Here is a 25016-nt window from a genome sequence, read left to right as displayed (position 1 = left end):
GGCGCGCGAGGCGCCCCTGCCCTACGCACCCCTGCCCTATGCGAAGGCCGACCAGCCGGTGCGGTCGCACAGCATCTCCAGCGCGTGCACGCCCAGGATCGAATTGCCGTGCTGGTCGAGATTGGGCGACCATGTCGCGATCGAGGCGATCCCCGGCGCCACCGCGATGATGCCGCCGCCGACGCCGCTCTTGGCGGGCAGGCCGACGCGGTAGGCGAAGTCGCCGGAGCCGTCATAATGACCGCATGTCGTCATCAGTGCCAGCAGCCGGCGCATCCGCCGGGCGGTGCGATCGGCGTCGGGATCGTCCGGATGATGCGCGGTATCGGCAAGGAATCGTCCGGCCAGCGCCAGTTGCCGGCAATTCAGGGTGATCGCGCATTGCCGCACATAGGCGGTCATCACGTCGTCGACGGGCGCATGGAGATTACCGTGCGCCTTGGCGAAATACATCATCGCGCGGTTCAGGTCGCCGGCCTCTTCCCCGGAAGCGAGGACGTCGTCGTCGAGGCCGATCGTCTCGCCGCCGCCGATCGCGCGCTGCACCAGCCGCAGGACCGCGCCCTCCGCCCGGTCGTCGGGGAATTGTTCGACGAGCATGTCAACGACCACGAGCGCGCCGGCGTTGATGAACGGATTGCGCGGCACGCCCTTGTTGCGTTCGAGATCGATCATCGAATTGAACGGATCGCCGGACGGTTCGCGACCGACGCGGTGGAACACATCGTCGCCGATCGCCGACAGCGCCAGTTCCAGCGCGAAGACCTTCGATATGCTTTGGATCGGGAAGCCGGTGGCGATGTCGCCGGCGGTAAACACGCGGCCATCGGTGGTGGCGACGGCGATGCCGAACGGACCGGGGGCGACGCCCTCCTCCTTGGCGTCGGCGCTGGCCTCTATCGTGGCGGCCTCGGCGACGATCGCGGTGGCGACCTCATCGACGATATGTTGCAGGTCGATCGACACGCCGGCTCCTTCATGGTGGGGAGCCGCTCAACCCATGAGGAACGGCGAGGGTCCGTGGTTCGGTCAGTCACACCCCGGCAGATCGACATGGATGCGGCGGTATCGGGCCTCGACGAAGCTGTAGATGCCGAACAGGCCGAGGCCGATGCCGGTGGCAGCGAGGAGCCATTGGCCGCCGGGCTGGCCCTGCAACATGCCGAGCGCCGCCGCCATGCCGCCGGCCTCGCTCGCCTGTGCCTGCCACGCGGCGAGCGTGAAGAAGCCGGCGAGGATCACGAACACCAGCGCCCGTGCGCCATAACCGAGCCGGCCGATGGTGCAGACATAGCCCGGCGTCGGCGTATCGCTGCGCAGGTCGACGGCGAAACCGCCGGTCCATGCCTTGTGCGCCTGTTGCCCGGCCGCGACGATCAGGCCGACCGCAACGATGCCGACGAGGATCTGGCCGAACGGTTGCGCGAGCAGCCATGCGGTCCAGTCGCGCGCGCTCTCGTCGCCGGGGGACGTGCCGCCGGTGGTCTTGCCGATATCCAGCGCGATGCGGGCGGCGGTCCAGGCGAGGATGACGTGGGCGATGCCGCTGACCAGGTGGCCGAGCCGCTTGAAATTACCCTTCGCGTCACGAGCGATCCGTTCGGGATTGGCCAATCCCTCGGTCAGGCGCCAGACCGCATAGCCAAGCATCCCGGCGGCGATGACCGCCAGCAGGATATGGCCGAACTGCTCGTCGGCGAGCGAAGCGATCGCGCCCTGATTGTCCGCCGTCTGGCCATCGCGCAGCGCCGCGTCGATCGCGAACCAGCCGACGAGTAGATAGACGAGGCCCCGCGCGGCGAAGCCCAATCGGGCCAGCCATGTCGCATTGCGGTCGGTAAACATGGTTGGTGCAGCCCCGGCGGTGGTAAATGTTGCGCAGACTCAACAATCCTTAGTCGCCCGTGTTCCTGTCGTCGGCGATCAGGCCGCGACCGCCTGTTCGGTGTCGCGCAGGGCCAGCGCCACCAGCTCGGTCATGCGGACGCGTGCCAGGTCGCCGTCACCCGCCGCGATCGCATCGTACAGCGCGAAATGTTCGGGCATCGGATCGCGCGGCGGCAGGGTGCGGCGCTGTTTGAAGATCGTCGTCCAGCCGACCGCCGCGGCGATGGTGGTCGACAATGTCGTCAACGGCTCGTTGCGCGTCGCCTCCAGCACCAGATTGTGGAACAATTGGTCGGCAGTGCGGCCGGCGGGGGATGCGAGGCCGTGATGCGCCATGTCGTGCAGCGCCGCCCCCATGCGGGACAGTTCGTCGGCGGTGCGCCGTTCCGCAGCGAAGGCGGCGGCGGCGGGTTCGATCATCATGCGCAGTTCGAACAGGCTGCGGATGAAGACCTCATCGGGCTCGCTCTCGAACATCCAGGCGAGGACGTCGGGATCGAGCATGTTCCAGCGCCGGCGGTCGCTGACGCGGGTGCCCGTCTTGGGCCGGCTTTCGACCAGCCCTTTGGCGGCGAGGATACGCACCGCCTCGCGATACGCGCTGCGCGATACGTCGAGGCGGTGGCTGAACTCGATCTCGCCGGGCAGGATCTCGCCCGGCTGATGATGGCCGGTGACGATCGCGACGCCCAGATCGTGCGCGATGTTGCCATGGATGCGGCGCGGTGCACTGGTCCCCAGCGGCGATGTTTCCGGCGTCGATCGCTGGCGGCTCACCGCATTTCTCCTGTCAGCCCGCGACCATGGGCGCGGGGTCCGCAGGTGTCGACCGATCAGTAATGGAACGGCTCCACCGGCACGCGGACGCCGCGCAGGAACGCGTCGGTGACGTGCGCCAGCGGGGTGGTGTCGGCATCCGATTTGCCAGCGGCGATCAGTCTGGCGAACTGGTCGTACAGGCCGCGATACTCGGCCTCCGGCGCGGTGGTCTTCAGCACGCCGTCGATCCACAATTCGTTACCGCCCTTGGCCAGCAGCATCGTGCCGGCGGCGGTTTCGGCATGGACCTCCCAGGTATGGGGGCCCGGCTGGCGGAAATCGAACTCGGCGGCGACGGGGACGCCGGCGGTATCGACATAGGTCAGGTCGGCGGCGATCGGCGCGGCGCGGTTCTCGGGGAACTCCAGCGTCGCATCGGTCAGGAAGAAACGGCGCGGCAGGATCGCGGTCAGCACCGACAGCGCGTTGATGCCAGGATCGAACACGCCAAGCGCGCCCGCCTCCCACAGCCATTCCTGCCCCGGATGCCAGACGCGGACGTCCTCCTTCCAGATGGCCTTGACCGAATGGATCGTGGTGCCGGCGAGCCACGCGCGGGTGTCGTCGATCGCGGCGCCGTAACGCGAATGCCAGCTGGCGAAGAGTGACACACCGGCCGTCTCCGCCTGTTCGGCGAGTGCGGCAACCTCACCCAGCGTCATGCCGGGGGGCTTTTCGAGGAAGACGTGCTTGCCGCTGGCGATGGCGAGGCGGGCGGCGTCGTAGCGCACATGCGGTGGCTGGCAGAGGGTGATCGCGTCGATCGTCTCGGGACCGTCGAGCATCTCCTCGATCGAGGAATAGGAGGGCGTGCCCTCGACGCTGCCGTGACGGCTGGCGGTGGCGACCAGTTCGAAATCGGGCGAGGCGGCGATGGTGGGGATGTGCTGGTCGTGCGCGATCTTGCCGACGCCGACGAGGCCGAGACGGATCGTCATCAGAGCGCCCTCACCGCGACTGGGCTGTGCGTATCGGTGGCGACGGTGTTGCGCAACGGCAGCGCGAAGGGCGCGGCTTCTATCTCGAACACGTCGCCTTCCTGCGTCGTCACGCCGTCGCTGAACGACAGGGTGGCGGTGCCGAAGAAATGGACGTGAACGTCGCCGGGGGCGCGAAACAGCGCGTATTTGAAATGATGGTGTTCGAGATTGGCCAGGCTATGCGACATGTTCGCCTCGCCCGACAGGAACGGCTTTTCCCACAGCGTCGCGCCGTCACGGATGATGCGGCTGGTGCCGATCACTTCCTGCGGTAATTCGCCCACGAGCAGTTCGGGGCCGATCGCAGCGGGGCGCAGTTTCGAATGGGCGAGCCAGAGGTAGTTGCCGCGCTCCGTCACATGGTCGGAGAATTCGTTGGCGAGGGCGAAGCCGATGCGGACGGGCGTGCCGTCGGAGGCGACGAGATACACGCCAGCGATCTCCGGCTCCTCGCCTGCATCCTTGGCGAAGGCGGGGGAGACGAGCGGCTGGCCGGGGGCGACCAGCGACAGGCCGTTGCCCTTGTAGAACCATTCGGGCTGCGCGCCCTCGGTGCCGGCGGCGGGCTTGCCGCCCTCCACCCCCATCAGGAACATCTTCATCGAATCGGTGGGAGCCGCGTCGGCCTTGGCGGCGCGGTGCATCTGATCGCGACCCTCGGCGGAACCAAGATGGGTCAGGCCGGTGCCGGTCAGGATGCAATGCGCGGGATCGTCATGGTCGATCGGCGCGAGCAGGGTTACCTGATCGAGATCGACCACATCGCCAAGACCGGCGGCAGCGACGGCGGCGGCGAGATCGTGGCCGGCATCGATCGCCCCCTGCGCCAGCGCGCGGACGCTGGTGGCGCCGGTCACGCGGCGGGGAACGCGGTCCTCACCCAGCGCGGCAACACCGCGGTTACCGGACGCATCGCGGAATTGCAGCAACGACAGGCGCATCGGCCATCCTCTCCTGATCGGACCTGCGGTCCATTACTCAGACAAGTCGATAGCGGGTGGATGCGCGGGCGGCAAGCGCCTCGTCAGATATCAAGGCCCATCTGGTAGATGCGGTCGGCGTTGCGGCCCCACATCGCGCGGCGCTCGTCATCGGAATAGCTTGCGATGACCGTCGCATAGGCGCCCAGCGTATCGTCGAAATCGCCGAACAGGCGGTCGGTGGGGAAATCGCTGGCGACGAGGCAGCGGTCGGGGCCGAACAGGTCGACCGTCTCGGTGATCCACGGTCGCGCATCGTCCGCGGTCCATGGTCGCTGGACGAAGCCGAAGCCGGAAATCTTCATCGCTACCTGCGGCAGGGCGGCGAGCGCGGCCATGCCGGCGCGCCACTCAGCCCGGCCATCGGTGTCGTCGGGAACGGGCATGCCGAGATGATTGACGATCACCGGCGTACCCGGATGGCGGGCCAGCAGCGTGGCGAGCGCGGGAAACTGTGCGGGATAGGCCTGAAGATCGAAGGACAGGCCGTATTTGGCGAGCAGCGCGAAGCCGCGTTCCCAGGCGGGATCGGTCGTCAGGTCGCGCGGCGTATAGGTGCGGCGCGGGGTGGCGTGCCAGTTGACGATGTGGCGGATGCCGCGAACCCGGCCATGCGCAGCATGGGCGGCAAGCAATCGCTCGACGTCCGGATCGTCGAGCGCGGCGAAGGCGACGATGCCCATCGGCAGGTTGCTGTCGTTCGCCTGTGCTTCGAGCCATTCGGTTTCAGCCAGCGCATCGTCGCCATGCGCGCCGGCATCGATATGGACGATGCCGGCGACGGCCCAGCCGGCTGCCTCGGCGCGATAGTCGGCGGGGCGGTAGGTGTGGGCGATCGGCTCGACGCTGCCATTGGGGCCGTCGTCGGCGAAGGGCGGCGTCAGCCATGGGTAGCGGAGATGGTCGAGGTCCCAGAGATGGACGTGGGCATCGATGAAAGGAACGTCGCGCATGGATCAGGCTCCGCGATAATTGCCGTAACCGATGACGATGGTGGCGAGGACGAGGATGGCGACACCGCTCCACACCATGCCCCGGACGCGGGGGGCGGCATCCTTCCACTCGCGAAAGGCGAAGCCCCACAATGTGCCGAAGATGATGATCGACGCCATGTGCAACGTCCATGACGAGAAGCCGTAGCGACCCATCTGGCTCTCGCCCATCGTGTAGAAGAAGAACTGGAAATACCACGCGATGCCGGCGACCGCGCAGAGCAGGTAGTTGCGCAGCATCGGCGCCCTGGCGGGGGCGGTCGATCCGGCGGCGGTGGCAGCGGGTTCGAACGTGGCACCGTGATCGGGCGAAACAGTCTGTGCGGCGGGATCGCTGGCGACGCCCCTGCCCAGCCCCCGACCGACCCACTGCCCGGCGCTGCGGTTTTTCACGACAAGGTATCCGCACCACAGCGCGTTGGTGATGAGGCCGCCGAACATGACGAGACACAATACCGGCAGCCCGGTCCAGAGCGGTCCGGTGCCGGCGGCGGCGGACAGGGCCTTGATCGGTTCACCGGCGGCGAGGCCAAAGGCGAAACAGGCCGACATGATGCCGGCGAAGATCGCGACGACGATGCCCTTTTTGAAATCGAACTCGGCGACGGCGGCAGCCTTCTCTTCTTCGGACAGCGCGGCATCCTTGCGGGCGCCAGCCATGGCGACGACGATGATGCCGACCAGCGTCAGCAGGATGCCGGCAAGGATGATGTTGCCCGATGCGGTGGCGAGCAGCTTTTCATGGAAATCGCCGAGGAACAGTGGCGGCACCAGCGTGCCGAACACCGTACACAACCCCAGCACCACCGCCATGCCGAGCGACAGGCCGAGATAGCGCATCGTCAGGCCATAGCCGAGGCCGCCAAAGCCCCAGAGGACGCCGAAGAACACCGGCCACCAGATGTTGGGCGACGGCGTCGCGGCCAGCACGCCGAGCAGGTCGTTGGTCTGGATGCTGGCGAAGAACCACGGCGCGAGCAGCCAAGAGAAAATGCCGCCGGTGAGCCAATACACCTCCCACGACCAGCGCTTCACGCCCCGGTAGGGGACGTAGAAACTGGCGGAGGCAAGGCCGCCCAGCCAGTGGAACGCGACGCCGATCAGGGGATTGCCCATGGTTGCTCCGTCGAAATGAAAAGAACCGTTCGTCCTGAGTAGTCGCTGAGCCTGTCGAAGCGACATATCGAAGGACTGGCCCGCCTAGGGCAATGTCGTTCGATACGGGTCTTCGACTTCACTCAGCCCCTACTCAGGACGAACGAAAGGTGGTCAGAACGTCGTGCGGCCGCCGGATGTGTCGAACGTCGAGGCGGTCGTGAAACTGCATTCCTCGCTCGCCATGAAGCACACCATCGCCGCCGATTCGTCGATCTCACCCAAGCGACCCATGGGAATCTTCGATCGCATGTAATCGACCTGGCTCTTGGGCAGTTGCTCCAGGATCGGGCTTTCGAAGGTCGCGGGGGTCAGCGTGTTGGCGATGATACCCTTGCCGGCCAGCTCCTTGCCCAGCGACTTGGTGAAGCCGATCACGCCGGCCTTGGACGCGGAATAGGCCGAGGCGTTGGGGTTGCCCTCCTTGCCCGCCACCGATGCCACGTTGACGATCCGGCCATAGCCGTTCGCCAGCATCAACGGCACGACCGACCGGTTGCAATAGAACAGGCCGTTCAGATTGATGTCGACGACGCGCAGCCAGCTGTCGATCGGGAATTCATGCACCGGCACGGTCGCGCCGGTGATGCCCGCCGAACAGACCAGCACGTCGATCCGGCCGCCGAGCGCCGCGTTCGATTCCTGCGCGGCGTTGGCGACGGCGGCATGGTCGGACACATCGATCGCGACGGTGTGAGTCGCGCCGACATCGCCGCGCGCGGCGGCGAGCGCGTCGGGGTTCAGGTCCCAGAGGCACACCTTGCCACCCTCGGCGACGATGCGCTTCGCCACCGCCTTGCCGAGACCGGACGCGCCGCCGGTGACGATCGCGGTGCGGCCGTCGAAGCGGCCCGGAAAGGTCGTCATGCGGCGGTGCCGGTGCGCGGGTGCGCCCAGGCGACGACGTTCTGCGTCTGCGTGCCGAGCTTGTCGATCGACAGCGTCATCGTGTCGCCCGCCTTCAGGAAGATCGCCTCGGGCTTCTTGCCCTCGCCCACGCCCGGCGGCGTGCCGGTGATGAGCAGGTCGCCCGGCTCCAGCGTGACATATTCGCTGACGTAGGAAATCAGCTCGTCGATCGCGAAGATCATCGTCTTCGTGTTGCCGGTCTGCATCCGGTCGCCGTTCACGTCGAGCGACATGGCGAGATCCTGCGGATTACCCACCTCGTCCGGCGTCACCAGCCATGGGCCGACGGGGCAGAAGGTGTCGTGGCCCTTGCCCTTCGACCACTGGGTGCCGCGCTGCTTCTGGTTGAAGCGCTCCGACACGTCGTTCGCCAGCACGTAACCGGCGACGTGATCCATCGCCTCGGCCTTGTCGACATAGCGGCAGGTCTTGCCGATGATGACGCCCAGCTCGACTTCCCAGTCGCCGTGGGTGGAGTTCTTCGGCAGCACGACCTGATCGTTCGGGCCGGTCAGGCTGGATAGCGCCTTCATGAACATCATCGGTTCGGTCGGGATCGGCAGGTTCGATTCGATCGCATGGTCGCGGTAGTTGAGGCCGATCGCGACGATCTTGCCGATGCCGGCGACGGGCACGCCGTAACGCGGGCTGCCCTCCACCACGGGCAGGCTGGCGGCATCGACGCCGGCTAGGGTCGTGAGGCTGGCGACGGTGATGTCGTCGACCTTGCCCGACAGGTCGCGGATCGCGCCATCGGCATCGACCAGACCGGGTTTCTCGGCGCCCTTGGGGCCATAACGGCAGAGTTTCATGGGGGTAGGTCCTTTGGAAGAGTTCAATCTCTTCCCTCCCGCTTGCGGGAGGGGTCGGGGGTGGGCGGTTCCGCAAACTCTTTGCCCGGGGACAGGCCCACCCCAAACCCCTCCCGCGAGCGGGAGGGGCTTAATTAGTGCGTGTACGGCCGGTGCAGTGCCACTTCCGGGTTCAGTTCCACGCCGAACCCGGGCTTGTCGAGTGCCGACGCCTTCAGCCGCCCGTTCTGCGGCACCGGCTCGCCCAGCAACTGCGGGCTGAACATCGGCACCACTTCGGTCGGTCCCGGATGCATCATCAGGAATTCGGCGAAGGGCGAGTTGTGGCGGGTGATGACGAAATGATAGCTGTAGACCGACGATCCGTGCGGCACGACCATCTTGCCCTTGGCATCGGCCAGCGCGCTGATCTTCAGCAACTCGGTCACGCCGCCGCACCAGCCCACATCGGGCTGGATGATGTCGCAGCAATCCATCTCCATCAACATGCGGAAGCCCCAGCGGGTCGCCTCATGCTCGCCGGTGGTCACCAGCATCCCCTTGGGCACGTTGCGCTTCAGTTCGGCATAGCCCCAGTAATCGTCGGGGCTGATCGCCTCCTCGATCCATTTCAGGCCATGTTCGTGGCAGGCGATGGCGAGGCGGGTGGCGTAGTCGACGTCGAGCGCCATCCAGCAATCGTACATCAGCCAGAAATCGTCGCCGACCTTCGACCGCATGTCGGCCAGCAGCGCGACGTTCTTGTGCAGCCCCTCCAGCCCCTCGGCCGGACCGTGGTGCAGCGGCAGCTTGCCGCCGATGAAGCCCAGTTCCTTCGCGATATCGGGCCGCGCGCCGGTGGCATAGAATTGCAGTTCGTCACGCACCGCGCCGCCGAGCAGATGATACACCGGCTCCTGCCGCAGCTTGCCGAGCAGGTCCCACAGCGCCAGGTCGACGCCGGAGATCGCGTTCACGACCAGACCCTTGCGCCCGTAATATTGGGTCGAGAAGTACATCTGGTCCCAGATCTTCTCATATTCCGCCGGATCGCGTCCTTCGAGGAAGCGGGCGAGGTGCTTCTCGACGATGAACGCCGCCGGCTCGCCGCCGGTCGTCACCGCGAAGCCGGTCGTGCCGTCCTCCGCTTCGATCTGCACCACCAGCGTGCCGAGCACGTTGATGCCGAAGCTCTGCCGCGACTGGCGATATTCGGGATAGCGGCTCATCGGCGTGGCGATGTGGTCGTCGATCCAGTGGCCTTCGCCCTGATCGTGATAATCGGCACCGCCGCCGCGCACGACGAACGCGCGGACGTGCTTGATCTTCGACAGGCTCATGCGTCTTCTCCGAACATGAGAGATAGGCAGCGCGTACCAGCATTTGGTACGTCGTCGCATCGCAGTGGATGACGATTGCTGTCCAAGGCCCCTCTCCTACCGCTTGCAGCGGCTTAACTTCCACATTATGGAATGGCGTATTACGAAATGAAAAACTCTCCGTCAAATCCAGAATCGGCCGACAGCACGGTCAAGAGCCCGCCCGGCAGCCAGACGCTGCTGCGCGGGCTCGACGTGCTGGACGCCGTGGTCGATGGGCCGATCGCGCTCGCCGATCTCGCCGCCCGGTTGGGGCTGACGCGGTCCACCACGCATCGGCTGGCCAATGCCCTGATCGACCGGCGATACCTGACGTTCGTGCCGCGGCTGGGATACCAGTTCGGACCGAAGCTGCTGGAGCTGGGCTTCCTGGCGCAGCGGCAGGCGGACGTGGTGCAGATCGCGCGACCGCATATTGAGGAACTGGCGACGCTGAGCGAGGATACGGTGCATCTCGGCATCCTCGACCAGGACCGGGCGCTGTACCTCGACAAGATTCCGGGCCGGCGGCGGGTGGAGATTTCCAGCCGGATCGGCGATCGCCAGCCGCTGACCGCGACGGGTCTGGGCAAGGCGCTGATGCTCGACGACCTGCCGACGCGGTGGGAAATGCTGTTCGCGGGCGATCAGGCGGCGGGCGCACCGGCGGCCGATTACGGTCTGTGGGCGGAGCGGATGCAGGGCTATGTCGGTGCCGGCCGCGCGTTCGATCTGGAAGAGAATCAGGACCAGATACGCTGCGTCGCCGCGCCGATCCGCGATGCATCCGGTCGGATCGTCGCGGCGATCAGCGTGTCGAGCGCGGCGCAATACATGTCCGACGAACGGATGGGAACGCTGAGCGACGACGTGCGCGGCACCGCGACCGCGATCAGCCGCGATCTCGGCTGGACCGACGAGACGCCGATACCCAGGCAAAAGCGATAATCAGGAGAGCGTTCGTGAAGTTACTGGAAGGCAAGACGGTATTGGTAACGGGTGCGTCGGCCGGAATCGGCCGCGCCGCCGCGATCGGCGCGGCGCGCCACGGTGCCGACGTGGTCATCAACTTCTCGCGCGACGAAGCCGGCGCGGCATCGGCCGTCGCGGAGATCGAGGCGCTGGGCCAGCGCGGCCTGTACGTGCAGGGCGACGTCGCCGATCCGGCCACCGCGAAGGACTTCGTGGCGAAGGCCGTCGACAAGTTTGGCAAGGTGGACGTGTTCGTCAACAATGCGGGCATCTGCCCCTTCCATGCCTTCCTCGACATGCCGGTCGAGACGTTCGAGCGGACGATGCGCGTCAACATGCACGGCGCCTATTTCATGGTGCAGGCGGCGGCCAACCAGATGGTCAAGCAGGGTCACGGCGGCGCGATCGTCGCGGTGTCGTCGATCTCGGCCCTTGTCGGTGGCGAGTACCAGACGCATTATACCCCGACCAAGGCGGGCGTGCATTCGCTGATGCAGTCGACCGCGATCGCGCTGGGTAAATACGGCATCCGCTGCAACTCGGTGCTGCCGGGCACGATCCTGACCGACATCAACAAGGACGATCTCGCCGACGTCGAGAAGCGCGACTATATGGAAAAGCGCATTCCGCTCGGCCGGCTGGGGCAGCCCGACGATCTGGAAGGGCCGATCGTGTTCCTCGCCTCCGATCTCGCCAAATACGTCACCGGTGCGGCACTGCTGGTCGATGGCGGCATGTTCGTAAACCTCCAATAGGGCTTTGACAGTAATGGCAAAGGCGGCATCCGCGCTCGATTACCGGGAACTCGCGCGGCGGCGACTGCCGCATTTCCTGTTCGAATATATCGACGGCGGTTCCTATGCGGAGGTGACGCTGCGCCGGAACGTCGCCGATCTGGAGGCGATCGCGCTGCGCCAACGGGTGCTGACCGATGTGTCGACGCTGGACCTGACGACGACGCTGTTCGGGCGCGAGCAGAAGCTGCCGGTGGCGCTCGCCCCGATCGGCCTTGCCGGCATGAACGCGCGGCGTGGCGAGGTGCAGGCGGCACGGGCGGCGGAGAAGGCGGGGATTCCGTTCTGTCTGTCGACCGTGTCGGCCTGTCCGATCGACGAGGTCGCGCGCGGCACCAGCCAGCCGATCTGGTTCCAGTTGTACATGATCCGCGACCGGGGGTTCATGAAGGACCTGCTGGCGCAGGCAAAGGCCGCCGGGTGCACCGCGCTGATCTTCACCGTCGACATGCCGGTGCCGGGATCGCGGTATCGCGATTACCGGTCGGGGCTGGCTGGGGCTTCCGGGTTCGCTGGTTCGTTCCGGCGGACGGTGCAATCGATGCTGCGACCCGCCTGGGCGTGGGACGTGGGCGTGAAGGGGCGGCCGCACCAGTTGGGCAACGTCGCGCCGGTGCTGGGGAAGAATACCGGGCTGGAGGATTTCTTCGCCTGGATGCGCAACAATTTCGATCCGACCGTGTCGTGGAAGGATCTGGAGTTTATTCGAGACAGTTGGGACGGGCCACTGGTCATCAAGGGTATCCTCGACCGCGAGGATGCGATTGCCGCGGCCGATCTGGGCGCGGACGGGATCGTCGTGTCGAACCATGGCGGACGACAGCTGGACGGCGTCCCCTCCACCGCGCGGGCGCTGCCGCCGATCGCGGATGCGGTGCGGGATCGACTGACGATCCTGGCGGACGGTGGCGTGCGGTCGGGGCTGGACGTGGTGCGGATGCTGGCGCTGGGCGCGCATGGCGTACTGCTGGGCCGGGCATGGGTCTATGCGCTGGCGGCGGCGGGTGAGGCGGGCGTGACGCATATGCTGCAACTGATGGAGGCGGAGATGCGGGTGGCGATGGCGCTAACCAGTTGCACCAGCATCGACCGGATCACGCGGGATGCCCTGGTGGATGTCAGGGGCTGACCTGAGTTTCGAAAATAAGAAGGTTTTGTTCGCGCGGAGGCGCGGAGACGCGGAGAAGAAGAAAGTAGCTATAGCGCTGCGCGCGGCTGGTCTTTGACGCCGCAGGCGTCTTTCATCACGCCTGTCATCGCCGGAGCAGGATCGGGTGCGTCATGTTGGAACGGCAACCACCCCTTCTTCTCCGCGCCTCCGCGCCTCCGCGCGAACCAACCTTCTCTCCTTGATCGACGCACCGAAGCCGACACCACGCGACAAACCGCTTGCATCATATGAAATACATCATGATTATCTGGGACAGAAGCGGCGTCAGATCGCGATTGGTTGCCCGAGGAGTGGTGCATGAAGTTCGCGTCCCTGTTGCTCGCCCTTGCCCTGCCCGCCGCCGCCGTGGCGCAGACGCCCTCCCCCGCCGCGCAAAAGCCCGCGTCGTGGGTCGATGCGAAGACGGGGCACCGGGTGATGCGGCTGTCGGATGCGCCGGGTAATTACCTGCTGTATTTCAATTACAACGCCTTCACGCCGCAGGGCGACAAGATGGTGTTCTCGACCGCCGAGGGCATCTCGGTCGTCGATCTGAAGACGTGGGCCGTGAAGGCGCTGGTAAAACAGAAGATCGTGCGACTGCTGTTCACCGGTCACAAGACGCGCACCGCCTATTATACCGTCCGCGCCACCGGCAAGGCGGCGACGACGGGCGCGGGATCGGACGGGCAGCGCGATCCGCTGGAGCTGTGGGCGGCCGATATCGACAGCGGCAAGGCGAGGAAGGTCATCGACCTGCCCGCCGGTCAGATCGACACCATGAACGCGGACGAGACGCTGGTCGCGGGTCAGGTCGCCGAACGCGCCATGCCCTTGCAGCCGGGGCGGACCGAGCGCAGCGGCAAGACCGATCAGGCGGAATATGCCGCGAACGGCCCCGACGGCAAACCCCTGCCCTTTGCCGAGGCCAAGGAAGTGCGGCTGAACGACCGGCTGGAAGCGCGAATTCCGATGGAGATCTTCACGATCGACCTGAAGACCGGCGCACGCACGGTGGCGCACAAGGCGACCGACTGGCTGAACCACCTGCAATTCTCGCCGACCGATCCGGGGCTGCTGATGTTCTGCCACGAGGGGCCGTGGCACAAAGTGGATCGCATCTGGACGATCCGTACCGACGGCACGCAGCTGACGAAAATCCATACGCGCATGATGAACATGGAGATCGCGGGCCATGAGTGGTGGAGCCCGGACGGCAAGACGATCTGGTACGATCTGCAAACTCCGCGGGGACAGGTGTTCTGGGTGGCGGGATACGACGTCGCGACGCAGAAGCGGCGCTGGTATCATGTCGAGCGCAATCAGTGGTCGGTGCACTACAACACCTCGTCGGACGGCAAGACCTTTGCCGGGGACGGCGGCGACAGCGAGATGGTGGCGCATGCGCCGGACGGGAAATGGATCTACCTGCTGACCCCGCAGGCGATCCCCGATGTCGCGGGTATCCATGCGGCGGACGCGGACAGTCTGATCGCGCCGGGGACGTTCGCGCCGGAGCGGCTGGTCGACCTGTCGAAGCACAATTACCAGCTTGAACCGAACATCCACTTCACGCCGGACAACAAGTGGATAGTGTTCCGGTCGAACATGGAAGGCCGCAACGCGATCTACGCAGTCGAGGTGGCGAAGGCCGCGCAGGAAGCGGGCAAGTGAGCCGTCCGTTTGAAAAGGCCGCCGCCGGCACCTCCATCACCGTTCCCCGGCGGAGGCCGGGGTCCAGTTGGAATGGCGGTGGTGGCTTACATAAAAGCTTTCCCAACTGGGCCCCGGCCTCCGCCGGGGTAGTAAAAGGAGTTGGAACGAGAAGCCGTCTCGCGATCTTCTTCGCGCCGCTGATGCTGCTGGCCACCCCGGCCCTCGCGGGCGACAAAATGCCGTTCGATGCGGACTGGCGCTTCACGCGCGGCGATGTGGCCGGCGCCGAAACCACGCAATTCGGCGACACCGGCTGGACGAAGATCGACCTGCCACACGACTGGGCGATCACCGGGCCGTTCGACGAACATGCCGCCGCGACCGGATCGGGGGCATTCCTGCCGACCGGCGTCGCATGGTATCGCAAGCATTTCGCGCTGACCCCCGAGATGCGCGGCAAGCGGGTGTTCGTCGAGTTCGACGGCGTCATGGAGCGGTCGGGCGTCTGGGTAAACGGCGTGCATGTCGGCCACCGGCCCAGTGGCTATGCGAGCTTCCGCTACGAGATCACGCCGCATCTGAAGGCGGATGGCGACAACGTCATCGCCGTGCGGGCGGATACGTCGTCGCAGCCGGCGTCGCGCTGGTATGCGGGCGGCGGCATCTATCGCCATGTCCGGCTGATCGTGAGCGGCGACGTGCACGTCGATACCGATGGCACCTATGTCACGACGCCGGTGCTGACCGCCGATGCGGCGACGGTTGCGGTGCGCAGCAGCGTCGTCAATCAGGGCACGGCGGAGCGGACCGCGCATCTGGAGGTCGATCTGATCGGCCCCGATGGCCGCCGGGTCGTGACGACGAAGGGCGCGGCGGTCGCGCTGTCGGTCGGGCGGACGATCGATCTGTCGGCGCAAGGCTCGGTGGCGAAGCCGCGCCGCTGGGACATTAACGACCCGGCGATGCACAGTGCGGTGGTGCGGGTCGTCGCGGATGACGGCAGCGTGCTGGACGAGGACCGGGTCAGCTTCGGCATCCGTGATATGAAGTTCGAGGCGCCGACCGGTTTCTGGCTGAACGGCCGCAACTTCAAGCTGAAGGGTGCGGCGATCCACGCCGATGGCGGCGCGTTCGGCATGGCGGTGCCGCTGAGTTTCTACGAACGCCGGTTGAAGGGGCTGAAGGCGCTGGGCGTCAACGCGATCCGCACCGCGCATCATCCGTTCGGGCCGGAATTCCTCGACCTGTGCGACCGGCTGGGGCTGGTGGTGATGGACGAGGCGTTCGACATGTGGACGGTGGCGAAGAACCCGCAGGATTATCACCTGTTCTTCACCGACTGGTCGACGATCGATGCGCGCGCGATGGCGCGGCGCGATCGCAACCATCCCTCGATCGCGATCTGGTCGATCGGGAACGAGATCCACGACACGCCCTATCCGCTGGTCGCGCAGTCGATCATCACGCGGCTGCGCAACGTGTTCCATGCCGAGGACCCGAGCCGCCCGGTGACGATGGCGCTGTTCCGCCCGAACGTGACGCATGATTACGAGAACGGCACTGCCGATCTGCTCGACGTGGTCGGCCAGAATTACCGCGAGAACGAACTGGCCAAGGCGCATGCCGACAAGCCCAGCCGCAAGATCATCGGTACGGAGAACGGTAAGAACCGCAGCAACTGGCTCGTGGTGCGTGACGACCCGGCCTATGCGGGCATGTTCCTGTGGACCGGCGTCGATTATCTGGGCGAGGCGGATCGATCGGGCTGGCCGGCGATCAGCAATCCATCGGGTCTGGTCGATCGCACCGATGTGGTGAAGCCGATCGGCTGGGAACGCGCAAGCTGGTGGTCCGACACTCCCGTGGTGAAGGTCGCGCGGCGGGTGACGGAGGTGATCGACATCAGCGAGATGCCGACGATGGTCGGCGTCGCCCTGCCCCAGCCCAAGGGGCCGGGCGCGCTGGCCGATTGGTCGCCGACGAACCGCGCGCCGCATGCCGAGACGGTCGAGGTGTACAGCAATGCGCCCGAGGTCGAGTTGATCGTCAATGGCCGCTCGCAGGGGCGCAAACTCCGACCGGCCGACGACAGCGCGCGGACATGGCAGGTCGGGTTCGTGCCGGGCGAGGTACGGGCGATCGGATGGGACGGGAAACGCAAGGTCGCCGAGGACCGGTTGCGCACGGCAGGACCGGCGGCGGCGATCCGGCTGGTGCCGGAGGCGCGGACGATCGGGCGCGGCTTCGATGCGGTCGGTTATGTCCGGGTCGAGGTGGTCGATGCGAAGGGTGTGGTCGTCCCCGATGCGGCGGTGCCGGTGACGGTCGCGGTCGATGGCGGGACGCTGGCGGCGTTCGACAATGCCGGCGTGACCGACCACACCGCTTTCGCCAGCCCGACGCGGACGACCAATGCCGGCCGCGCGCTGGCGATGGTGCGCGCCGGCGACGGGCGCGGGCCGGTGCGGCTGAGCGCGACCGCGCCCGGATTGAAGAGCGCCACCACCAGCTTTGCGAGCGACCGATGATCCGTGCGACCTTTGCCACCCTCGCCGCCATATTGCTGGTCGGCGCGACCGAGCCGCCGCGCATCTTCATCGCCAGCGATTCGACGGCGCAGGATTACAAGGCGGACAAGGCACCGCAATCCGGCTGGGGCACGATGCTTCGCTGCTGGACGCCGCTGGCGGTCGAAAACCGCGCGATCGGCGGGCGCAGCACGCGCAGCTTCATCGCGGAGGGGCGGTTCGACAAAATCGCGACCGACATTCGAGCCGGCGATACGCTGTTGATCCAGTTCGGTCATAACGACGCGGATACGAAGAAGATGGCGGAGCGGTTCACGCCGATTCCCGATTACATCGCGAACCTGCGCCGCTTCGTGAGCATGGCGCGCAAACATGGCGCGTTGCCGGTCATCATCACGCCGGTCACCCGCCGCGCGTTCAAGGACGGGCATGTGCCGCGCAGTTTCCCGCTGTACGAGGATGCGGCCAAGCAGGTCGCGGCAGAGACGAAGACGCCGCTGATCGACCTGTCGCTGCTGTCGCGCGGCTGGGTGGAGCGGGCGGGCGAGGACGGGTCGCGCGGATATTATCTGCACGCGACCGCCGCCGATAACTGGCCGGGCTTTCCCAAGGGCGTCGATGACGATGTGCATTTCAGCAAGGCGGGTGCCGAAGGTGTCGCGGCGCTGGTCGCGGGCGGGTTGAAGCGCACGCGCTTGCCGGTCGCGGAGACGATTCGGCGGCGGCCCCTATGCCGTTGATAGCGGCGCGGCTGATCGCAATCGCCATGGTTGCGATGATCGCCTCGCCCGTCGTGGCGCAGCGGTTCGACCTGAAAACAGCGCGGCCCTATGATGGTGCATCGGGGTTCGAGCCGGGACAGCCGCGCCTGTTCTCCGTCAAGGTGCCCGAGGGCAATTACCGCGTCACCGTGACGCTGGGCGATCCGAAACACGCATCGGAGACGACGATCAAGGCGGAGAGCCGGCGGTTGATGCTTGACGCCGTGGCCGTGCCGCGCAGCCGATCGGTTACGCGCAGCTTCGTCGTCAATGTCCGCACCGCCGCCCTGCCCCCGCCGCCAGCCAATGCGCCGGGCGGGGTCGCGGTGCGGCTGAATGCGCGCGAGGCGGGATCGTTCAGCTGGGACGACAAATTAACGCTGGAGATACTGGGCGACCGCGCCGCCGCGACGGCGGTGGCGATCGAGCCGGCCGATGTGCCGACGCTGTACTTGCTGGGTGATTCAACTGTTACGGACCAGCGGTTCGAGCCGGCGGCGAGCTGGGGGCAGATGCTGCCGGTATTCTTCGGCTCCGGCATCGCGGTGGCGAACCATGCGGAATCGGGCGAGACGCTGAAGTCGTTCGTTACCGAGCTACGGCTGGACAAGGCGCTGTCGCGGGTACGCCCGGGCGACTGGGCGATGATCCAGTTCGGGCATAACGACCAGAAGGCGCAATGGCCGCAGACGCATGCGCCGGCCGCGACGACCTATCGCGACTGGCTGCGCACGTACATTGCGGAGTTCCGGCGGCGGGGCGCGGTGCCGATCCTCGTCACCTCGCCCGAGCGGCGGAACTGGACGGGCGATCGGATCAAGCCGACGCTCGCGGATTATGCCGGGGCGGTGCGCGCGGTGGCGGCCGAGGAGAAGGTGCCGCTGATCGACCTGAACGCCGCGTCTATCGCGTTCTACGAGGCATTGGGGCCGGCGCGCGCGCCGCTGGCGTTCAACGATGGCGGCAAGGATGCGACGCATCACGACAATTACGGCGCATGGGGGCTGGCACGCGCGGTGGCGGAGGCGGTACGGACGTCGGGCCTGCCGCTCGCGGCCATGCTCGCACCCGGCCTGACGCCGTTCGACCCCGCGCATCCTCCCGCACCCGACACATTCCGGATCGCCCCCAGCGTCGTATCCAGCGACCAGCGACCGGCAGGAAACTGATCCGATGGACCGCCGCACGTTACTGGCCGCTGGACTCGCCGCTGGAGTGACCGCGACCGCGCCGCTGCGCGCGCAACTGTCCGCCAAACCGGCGCAGCGTATTCCGCTCTGGCCGGGGCGCGTGCCGGGGGGCGAGGGTCTGAGCGTTGCCGACACCTTCGTGAAGCGGTCGCCCGATGGCCCGGCGGACGACATCGCGTGGACGCATCTGGCGACGCCGGTGCTGAAGGTGACGCCGGCGTCGAAGCCGAACGGCACGGCGGTGCTGATGATCCCCGGCGGCGGCTACACCCGGATCGCGGTGGGCAACGCGCCGTCGAATCTGGCGCAGATGTATGCGGCGAACGGCGTCAGTGCGTTCGAGCTGTTGTACCGCCTGCCGCACGACAACTGGGCGGCCGGGCCGGATGCGCCGTTGCAGGATGCACAGCGGGCGATGCGGATCATCCGCGCCGGCGCGCGGCGGTGGGGCTTCGATCCGGTGCGGGTGCTGGCGCTGGGCTTTTCGGCGGGCGGGCATCTGGTCGGGCGACTGGCGGAGCAAGTGGGGTCGGCGACGTACCAGCCGGTCGATGCCGCCGATACGCTGTCGGCGAAACCGATCGCGGTGGGCATGTTCTTTCCGGTGGTGACGATGGCGGAGGCGGATGCGCACGGGCCGTCGAAGCGCGAATTGCTGGGGTCAGCGCCGACCACGCAGATGAGCGACACATACTCGCTGGAGCGGCATGTACCGGCGGATATGCCGCCGACGTTCGTGTGTCACTGTGCGGACGACAGGACGGTGCCGTACACCAACAGCATCCGCATGTTCACCGCGTTGCAGGCCGCGAAGATCCCGTCCGAGATGATGATCGCCGAGGCGGGTGGGCACGGTGTGCCGCTGATCGGACGCGATGGTCGTCCGCATGTGTGGCTCGATCTGGTTGCGGCGTTTGCGGCGCGGCATGGGTGGGTGGCGGCGTGATCGTGCAGCGAGCGGTGGTCCTGCGCGGCTGGGGTCTGAATGGGTTCGCGCGGAGGCGCGGAGGCGCGGAGAAGAAGGAGTGGTCGTCGTCACAGGTGATGCGACGGAGCGCCATCCGGCGGGGGCAGTCTTTATCGAAGACGCCTGCGGCGTCGAGACGAAGCCGCGCGCAGCGCCTTGACCTTCTCTTCTTCTCCGCGTCTCCGCGCCTCCGCGCGAACCCACCTTCTTCTATGGTCAAAGTGGCGTGATCGGACGCCGGACATTGATCGGCGCAGGACTGGCGATGCCGCTGCTCACCGCCACGACGGTCCCCGTCGATGTGCGCAACTTCGGGGCGAAGGGCGATGGCGTCGCGCTGGACCATGACGCGATAAACCGCGCGATCGTCGCGGTGGCACGGACGGGCGGGACGGTGCTGGTGCCGGCGGGGCGGTATCTGTGTTTCTCGATCCGGTTGCTGAGCGGCATCACGTTGATGCTGGCGGAGGGCGCGGTGATCGAGGCGGCCGATCCGGCCCGTCATGCAGGTGGATATGACCTGCCCGAACCGCCCTCGAACGATGTGTATCAGGATTTCGGACACAGCCATTTCCACAACAGCCTGATCTGGGGCGACGGCGTGCATGACGTCGCGATCATCGGCCCCGGCATGATCGACGGCATCGGCCTGACCCGCGAGGGTCCGGGCGCGCGGTGGACAAAGGCAGGATCGCATCCCGCCTCAATGCGCGGTGTGACGGCATCGGAGATGCGGCAACTGGAACCAGACCGCAGCCTGATGAACGGCCGCGGGAACAAGGCGATCGCGCTGAAGAATGCGCGGCGGGTGCGGATCGCCGACCTGACGATCGCCCGCGGCGGGCATTTCGCGATCCTCGCCACCGGATGCGACGATGTGGCGATCGAGCGGCTCCGCATCGACACCAACCGCGACGGCATCGACATCGACGCCTGCCGCCACGTCACCATCCGCGACTGCCAGGTCAACAGCCCCAATGACGACGCGATCGTGTTGAAGGCCAGCTATGCATTGGGCGAGACGCGGGCGTGCGAGGACGTGACGATCACCGGCTGCACGGTATCGGGATACGACCCCGGCACGCTGCTGGACGGTACGCGCGGGCGCACGCAGGCACTGGCGCCCGACCGCGACCGCGTGACCGGGCGGATCAAGCTGGGCACCGAATCGACCGGCGGTTTCCGGCGGATCAGGATCGAGGACTGCCGCTTCCTGCGCTCACGCGGCCTCGCGATCGAAATGGTCGATGGCGGCGTGCTGGAGGAGGTGACGGCGCGCAACCTGTCGATGGAGGAAGTGACGACCGCACCCTTGTTCCTGCGGCTGGGCGACCGGCGGCGTGGGCCGGCGGGGACGGGTGTCGGCCGGCTGCGGCATGTATCGATCGCCAACCTGACCGCGACCGGCATCGACCCGCGCTATGCCGCGACGATCGCCGGCCTGCCCGACCGGCCGGTCGAGGATGTGCGATTGACCAATATCGACCTGCGCTATGCCGGCGGCGGCACGGCGGCAGAGGCGGCTCGGGTGGTGCCGGAGGCGCGGGACGGCTATCCGGAACCGAGCATGTTCGGCACGCTGCCGGCTTATGGCCTGTATGTCCGTCACGTCCGGGGGCTGGCGGTGAAGGGGCTGACGATCGCCACCGACACGCCCGACACACGGCCGCCGGTGATCGTCGAGGACGCACGCAACGTTCGCATCACGGACTTGCGCGCAAGCGGCGAGCCGGTCGTGCGCGACGGTCGGAATGTCAGGATCGACGCTGCGTCGTAATTGACGACCTCGCCTGGATCGGGCATGACTCCCAGATAATGATCCGTTGTTCCACATAATCAACGGACGGAGGAGTCGATGTCCACTCACGCGTTTCGCATGCAGCTGAAGCCCGGCACGATCGCCGAGTATCGCCGTCGTCACGACGAGATCTGGCCGGAACTGGCCGAGGCGATCTCGGCGGCGGGCATCTATGACTATTCGATCTTCCTGGACGAAGAGACGCTGTCGCTGTTCGCGGTGCTGAAGCGGCGCGACGATCATACCAGCGACCAGTTGCCGCATCAGCCGGTCATGCGGCGCTGGTGGGATTACATGGCCGAATTGATGGTCGTGGAGCCGGACAACAAGCCGGTCGAATGGCCGCTCGTGCCGCTGTTCCATCTCGCCTGATGCGTCGTCTCGCCCTTCTCGCCGCGCTGCTTGGCGCCACCGCCGCCCCCGCGCAGGTCGCCGCGCCGGCCAAACAGCGCGTGGCGTTCGACGAGCGGTCGTTCATCGTCGACGGCAAGCCGACGCTGATCTGGTCGAGCGAATTCCACCCGTTCCGCCTGCCCTCGCCCGACCTGTGGCGCGACATCCTGCAGAAGATGAAGGCGAGCGGGTTCAACGCCGTCGCGATCTATTTCGACTGGGGATATCACAGCCCGAAACAGGGCGTGTACGACTTCACCGGCATTCGCGACATGGACCGGGTGCTGGACATGGCGAAGGAGGAAGGGCTCTACGTCATCACCCGCGCCGGGCCGTATGTGAATGCGGAACTGTCGCGCGGCGGCTTTCCCGGCTGGCTGGTCAACCAGCGTGCGAAAGCGCGTACCGACGATCCCGAATATATGGCGGCGGCTGATGAATGGCTGACCCGCATCAACGCGATCATCGCGCGCCATCAATTGAATGACGGGCGCGGCACCGTGATCCTGCACCAGATCGAGAATGAGCTGGCGCTGACCACGCCGTCGCAATCGCGCTACATGCAGCACCTGTACGACAAGGCGCGCGCCGACGGCATCACCGTGCCGATCTTCCACAACGATCAGGGCCGCAACGGATATTGGGTGCCCAAATCGTCGACCGTGCCGTTGACGGTGCCGGGGCCGCAGGAACTGTACGCGTTCGACGGCTATCCCGGCGCGACCTGTACCGTCCACAACACCGTGACCAAGGGCGCCCCCGCCCCCGACTGGGGCCTTTATGGCGAGGGCGCGCGGGGCGGCGCGAGTGCATCGCCCAAGACGCCGGGGTTCATCGCGGAGTTCGGTGGCGGCTGGTTCGATTACTGGGGATCGAACGGCATGTACCCGTGCAACGCGATCCAGCGCGGCGTCGGTTACCAGCGCGTGTTCTATGGCACCAACATCGCCAACGGCATCGCCGCGCAGAGTTTCTACATGGGCTATGGCGGCACCAGCTGGGGCTGGTTGCCGGCCCCGGTGGTGTATACGTCGTATGATTACGGCTCGGCGATTTCGGAGCCGCGCGTCTTGCGCGACAAGGCGCTGGAGCTGAAGCAACTCGGCCAGTTCGCGACCGGCGTTCCCGATCTGGCGAAGCTGGTGAAGGCACCGCCGGTCACCGTGTCGGTCGCCGACGTGCAGGTCTATTCGGATCGCAATCCCGATACCGATGCGCGGTTGCTGTTCGTGGCGCACAAGCCGTCGACATCGGGTGGTGACAAGAGTTTCACGATCACCGCCGACCTGCCAGATGGCCGCTATAGTTTCGCCAGCGAGTTGCATGGGCTGGACGCGAAGCTGTTGCTGGCGGGGTATGATCTCGAACGCCAGCGGTTGGTCTATTCGACCTCCGAATTGCAGACCTCGTTGCGGCGGGGGGCGGAGGATATCGCGCTGTTCTACGGCCGTCCGGGCGAGAAGGGCGAGACCGTGCTGCGCTTCGCCGCCGCGCCGAAGGTCACCGTGCTGGAGGGCGATGTCTCGTCCAGCTGGGATGCGGGCAAGCGCGATCTGAAGCTGAACTATGCGCACACCGGCCTTGCGCGGGTGCGGATCGAGGGGGGCAAAGCGCCGCTGACGTTGCTGATCGGTGAGGTGAAGGAGGCGCAGCGCTTCTTCCGCCCCGATGCGGCGACGCTGGTGCGCGGGCCGAATCTCGTGCGACATGCGGCGCCGGCGGGTGGAACGCTGAGCCTGACCGGCGATACGGCTGGCGGCGAGCCGCTGGAAGTGTGGAGCGGCGCGGCGCGCGTGCGGTGGAACGGGCAATCGGTCGCCACCGGACGTTCGGCGAGCGGCAGTCTGGTGGCGCGGGCGCCGCTGGCGGGTCCCCGTGCACTGGCCTTGCCGGAACTGACCGCTTGGCGGACGGCGGCGGGATCACCCGAAACCGATCCGCGCTTCGATGACAGCACATGGGCGGTCGCATCGGGCGGCCGCAATGCCAGCACGATAAAGCCGCCGACCGGGCAGCCGAGCCTGTCGATGGATGGCTACGGCTTCCACGACGGCGACGTCTGGTATCGCGGGCGCTTCACCGGATCGCCCGAGGCGAAGACGATCGCGCTGCATTATGGCGCGGGCGGTGCGGGGATGCTGCAATTGTGGTTCGACGGGAAACTGATCGGCCAGCACGAATTGCCGACCGGCCTGCCCCGCCCGATCACCACCGGCGTTGCGGAGTTTGCGTTGCCCGAGGCGGCGTCCGCGCCCGGCGAGCATGTGCTGTCCGTGATGGTGCGCAACAACGGCCATAACTGGGACCTTGATTCCGACGAGTTCCACAAGGAAGCGCGCGGACTGATCTCCGTGTCGATCGCGCGGCCCGGCGGCATCAGCTTCGCAGTTCCGGTGGCGTGGAAGATTCAGGGCAAGCTGGGCGGCGAGGACCTGCCCGATCCCGTGCGCGGCCCCGCCAACAATGGCGGCCAATATGGCGAGCGGATGGGCTGGCACCTGCCGGGCTTCGACGACGCCGGCTGGACGCCCGCGAGCGTGCCGGTGGCGACGCCGGTGCCGGGAACGGTGTGGTATCGCACCCGCTTCGACCTGAACGTCCCCAAGGGTGACGATGCGACGATCGGCGTCCAGATCGGCGATCCCGCGACGCCGCGTTCGCCGGGACCGGGGCGTTACCGCGTGCTGATCTTCGTCAACGGCTGGCAGATGGGGCAGTTCGCTGCCAATGTCGGGCCGCAGCGCACCTTCCCCGTGCCGGAAGGTATTTTGAACCACCGTGGCCGCAACAGCATCGCGCTGGCCGTCACCGGCGACGGTGCGCCGGGTGCCGCGCTGGAACCGGTCAAGCTCGTCACGCTTCATCATGTTCGCGGAGGCGTGCCAGTCGGCCTCGTCGCCGCTCCCACCACCCTATCGACCCCCAAGGAGTAATTC

General features: G+C 66.8%; 21 protein-coding genes. 11 read left to right on the top strand and 10 right to left on the bottom strand.

The annotated features are described in order from the left end of the window. Positions 1-36 precede the first annotated feature (36 nt). From glsA to rhmD, 10 genes are all read right to left on the bottom strand, one after another. Positions 37-960, bottom strand: coding sequence for a glutaminase A (gene glsA / locus JAO74_RS01955; protein WP_199035144.1), 924 nt, complete (start codon positions 958-960; stop codon positions 37-39). Positions 961-1029: 69 nt separating this feature from the next. Beyond that, a complete protein-coding gene (locus tag JAO74_RS01950; protein WP_199034488.1) occupies positions 1030-1845 on the bottom strand; it encodes a DUF1206 domain-containing protein in 816 nt (271 codons plus the stop codon). A gap of 78 nt (positions 1846-1923) precedes the next feature. After that, positions 1924-2664, bottom strand: coding sequence for a FadR/GntR family transcriptional regulator (locus JAO74_RS01945; protein ID WP_199034486.1), 741 nt, complete (start codon positions 2662-2664; stop codon positions 1924-1926). Positions 2665-2720: 56 nt separating this feature from the next. Further along, a complete protein-coding gene (locus JAO74_RS01940) occupies positions 2721-3644 on the bottom strand; it encodes a Gfo/Idh/MocA family protein (RefSeq protein ID WP_416194266.1) in 924 nt (307 codons plus the stop codon). Continuing rightward, positions 3644-4627 (bottom strand): AraD1 family protein, encoded by a 984-nt coding sequence (gene araD1, locus JAO74_RS01935; RefSeq protein WP_269845916.1) that lies wholly within the window; start codon positions 4625-4627, stop codon positions 3644-3646. Before araD1 ends, JAO74_RS01940 begins: the two co-directional genes overlap by 1 nt. Before the next feature lie 83 nt (positions 4628-4710). Beyond that, positions 4711-5619: an amidohydrolase family protein gene (locus JAO74_RS01930; protein ID WP_199034485.1), complete on the bottom strand. Its 909-nt coding sequence runs from the start codon at positions 5617-5619 to the stop codon at positions 4711-4713. A gap of 3 nt (positions 5620-5622) precedes the next feature. Next, positions 5623-6774, bottom strand: coding sequence for an L-rhamnose/proton symporter RhaT (gene rhaT / locus JAO74_RS01925; RefSeq protein ID WP_199034483.1), 1152 nt, complete (start codon positions 6772-6774; stop codon positions 5623-5625). Positions 6775-6927: 153 nt separating this feature from the next. Then, the gene (locus tag JAO74_RS01920) at positions 6928-7680 is read right to left on the bottom strand and encodes an SDR family NAD(P)-dependent oxidoreductase (protein ID WP_199034481.1); all 753 of its coding nucleotides are present in this window, start codon (positions 7678-7680) and stop codon (positions 6928-6930) included. Next, the gene (locus tag JAO74_RS01915; RefSeq protein ID WP_199034475.1) at positions 7677-8534 is read right to left on the bottom strand and encodes a 2,4-didehydro-3-deoxy-L-rhamnonate hydrolase; all 858 of its coding nucleotides are present in this window, start codon (positions 8532-8534) and stop codon (positions 7677-7679) included. The genes JAO74_RS01920 and JAO74_RS01915 overlap by 4 nt, the downstream gene beginning before the upstream one ends. Positions 8535-8668: 134 nt before the next feature. Further along, positions 8669-9853, bottom strand: a complete 1185-nt coding sequence (gene rhmD, locus JAO74_RS01910; RefSeq protein ID WP_199034474.1) for an L-rhamnonate dehydratase — start codon at positions 9851-9853, stop codon at positions 8669-8671. 147 nt (positions 9854-10000) lie between these two features. On the opposite strand from rhmD, the gene JAO74_RS01905 reads away from it, so the two are divergent. The 11 genes from JAO74_RS01905 to JAO74_RS01855 all read left to right on the top strand — a co-directional run bounded on the left by JAO74_RS01905 (position 10001) and on the right by JAO74_RS01855 (position 25013). After that, positions 10001-10819 (top strand): IclR family transcriptional regulator, encoded by an 819-nt coding sequence (locus tag JAO74_RS01905; RefSeq protein WP_199034473.1) that lies wholly within the window; start codon positions 10001-10003, stop codon positions 10817-10819. A gap of 14 nt (positions 10820-10833) precedes the next feature. After that, a complete protein-coding gene (locus tag JAO74_RS01900; protein WP_199034472.1) occupies positions 10834-11598 on the top strand; it encodes an SDR family NAD(P)-dependent oxidoreductase in 765 nt (254 codons plus the stop codon). A gap of 13 nt (positions 11599-11611) precedes the next feature. Continuing rightward, complete coding sequence (lldD, locus tag JAO74_RS01895) at positions 11612-12766, top strand: FMN-dependent L-lactate dehydrogenase LldD (protein ID WP_199034471.1); 1155 nt, start codon at positions 11612-11614, stop codon at positions 12764-12766. Between the two features lie 339 nt (positions 12767-13105). After that, positions 13106-14461 (top strand): oligogalacturonate lyase family protein, encoded by a 1356-nt coding sequence (locus tag JAO74_RS01890; RefSeq protein ID WP_199034463.1) that lies wholly within the window; start codon positions 13106-13108, stop codon positions 14459-14461. 182 nt (positions 14462-14643) lie between these two features. After that, positions 14644-16971 (top strand): glycoside hydrolase family 2 TIM barrel-domain containing protein, encoded by a 2328-nt coding sequence (locus tag JAO74_RS01885; protein WP_199034461.1) that lies wholly within the window; start codon positions 14644-14646, stop codon positions 16969-16971. Then, the gene (locus JAO74_RS01880; protein ID WP_199034460.1) at positions 16968-17711 is read left to right on the top strand and encodes a rhamnogalacturonan acetylesterase; all 744 of its coding nucleotides are present in this window, start codon (positions 16968-16970) and stop codon (positions 17709-17711) included. The genes JAO74_RS01885 and JAO74_RS01880 overlap by 4 nt, the downstream gene beginning before the upstream one ends. Then, the gene (locus tag JAO74_RS01875; protein ID WP_199034459.1) at positions 17702-18901 is read left to right on the top strand and encodes a rhamnogalacturonan acetylesterase; all 1200 of its coding nucleotides are present in this window, start codon (positions 17702-17704) and stop codon (positions 18899-18901) included. The genes JAO74_RS01880 and JAO74_RS01875 overlap by 10 nt, the downstream gene beginning before the upstream one ends. Positions 18902-18905: 4 nt before the next feature. Next, positions 18906-19868, top strand: a complete 963-nt coding sequence (locus JAO74_RS01870; protein ID WP_199034458.1) for an alpha/beta hydrolase — start codon at positions 18906-18908, stop codon at positions 19866-19868. 247 nt (positions 19869-20115) lie between these two features. Then, on the top strand, positions 20116-21666 hold the full coding sequence (locus JAO74_RS01865; RefSeq protein ID WP_332908705.1) for a rhamnogalacturonidase: 1551 nt from the start codon (positions 20116-20118) through the stop codon (positions 21664-21666). A 78-nt stretch (positions 21667-21744) separates the two neighbouring features. After that, complete coding sequence (locus JAO74_RS01860; RefSeq protein WP_199034457.1) at positions 21745-22059, top strand: L-rhamnose mutarotase; 315 nt, start codon at positions 21745-21747, stop codon at positions 22057-22059. Further along, the gene (locus tag JAO74_RS01855) at positions 22059-25013 is read left to right on the top strand and encodes a beta-galactosidase (protein ID WP_199034456.1); all 2955 of its coding nucleotides are present in this window, start codon (positions 22059-22061) and stop codon (positions 25011-25013) included. Before JAO74_RS01860 ends, JAO74_RS01855 begins: the two co-directional genes overlap by 1 nt. Positions 25014-25016: the final 3 nt, after the last annotated feature.

Source organism: Sphingomonas mollis, assembly GCF_016427505.1.
GTDB lineage: Bacteria > Pseudomonadota > Alphaproteobacteria > Sphingomonadales > Sphingomonadaceae > Sphingomonas > Sphingomonas mollis.
The sequence above is the reverse complement of the archived record's forward strand: the minus strand, read 5'-3'. Positions and strand labels throughout refer to the sequence as shown.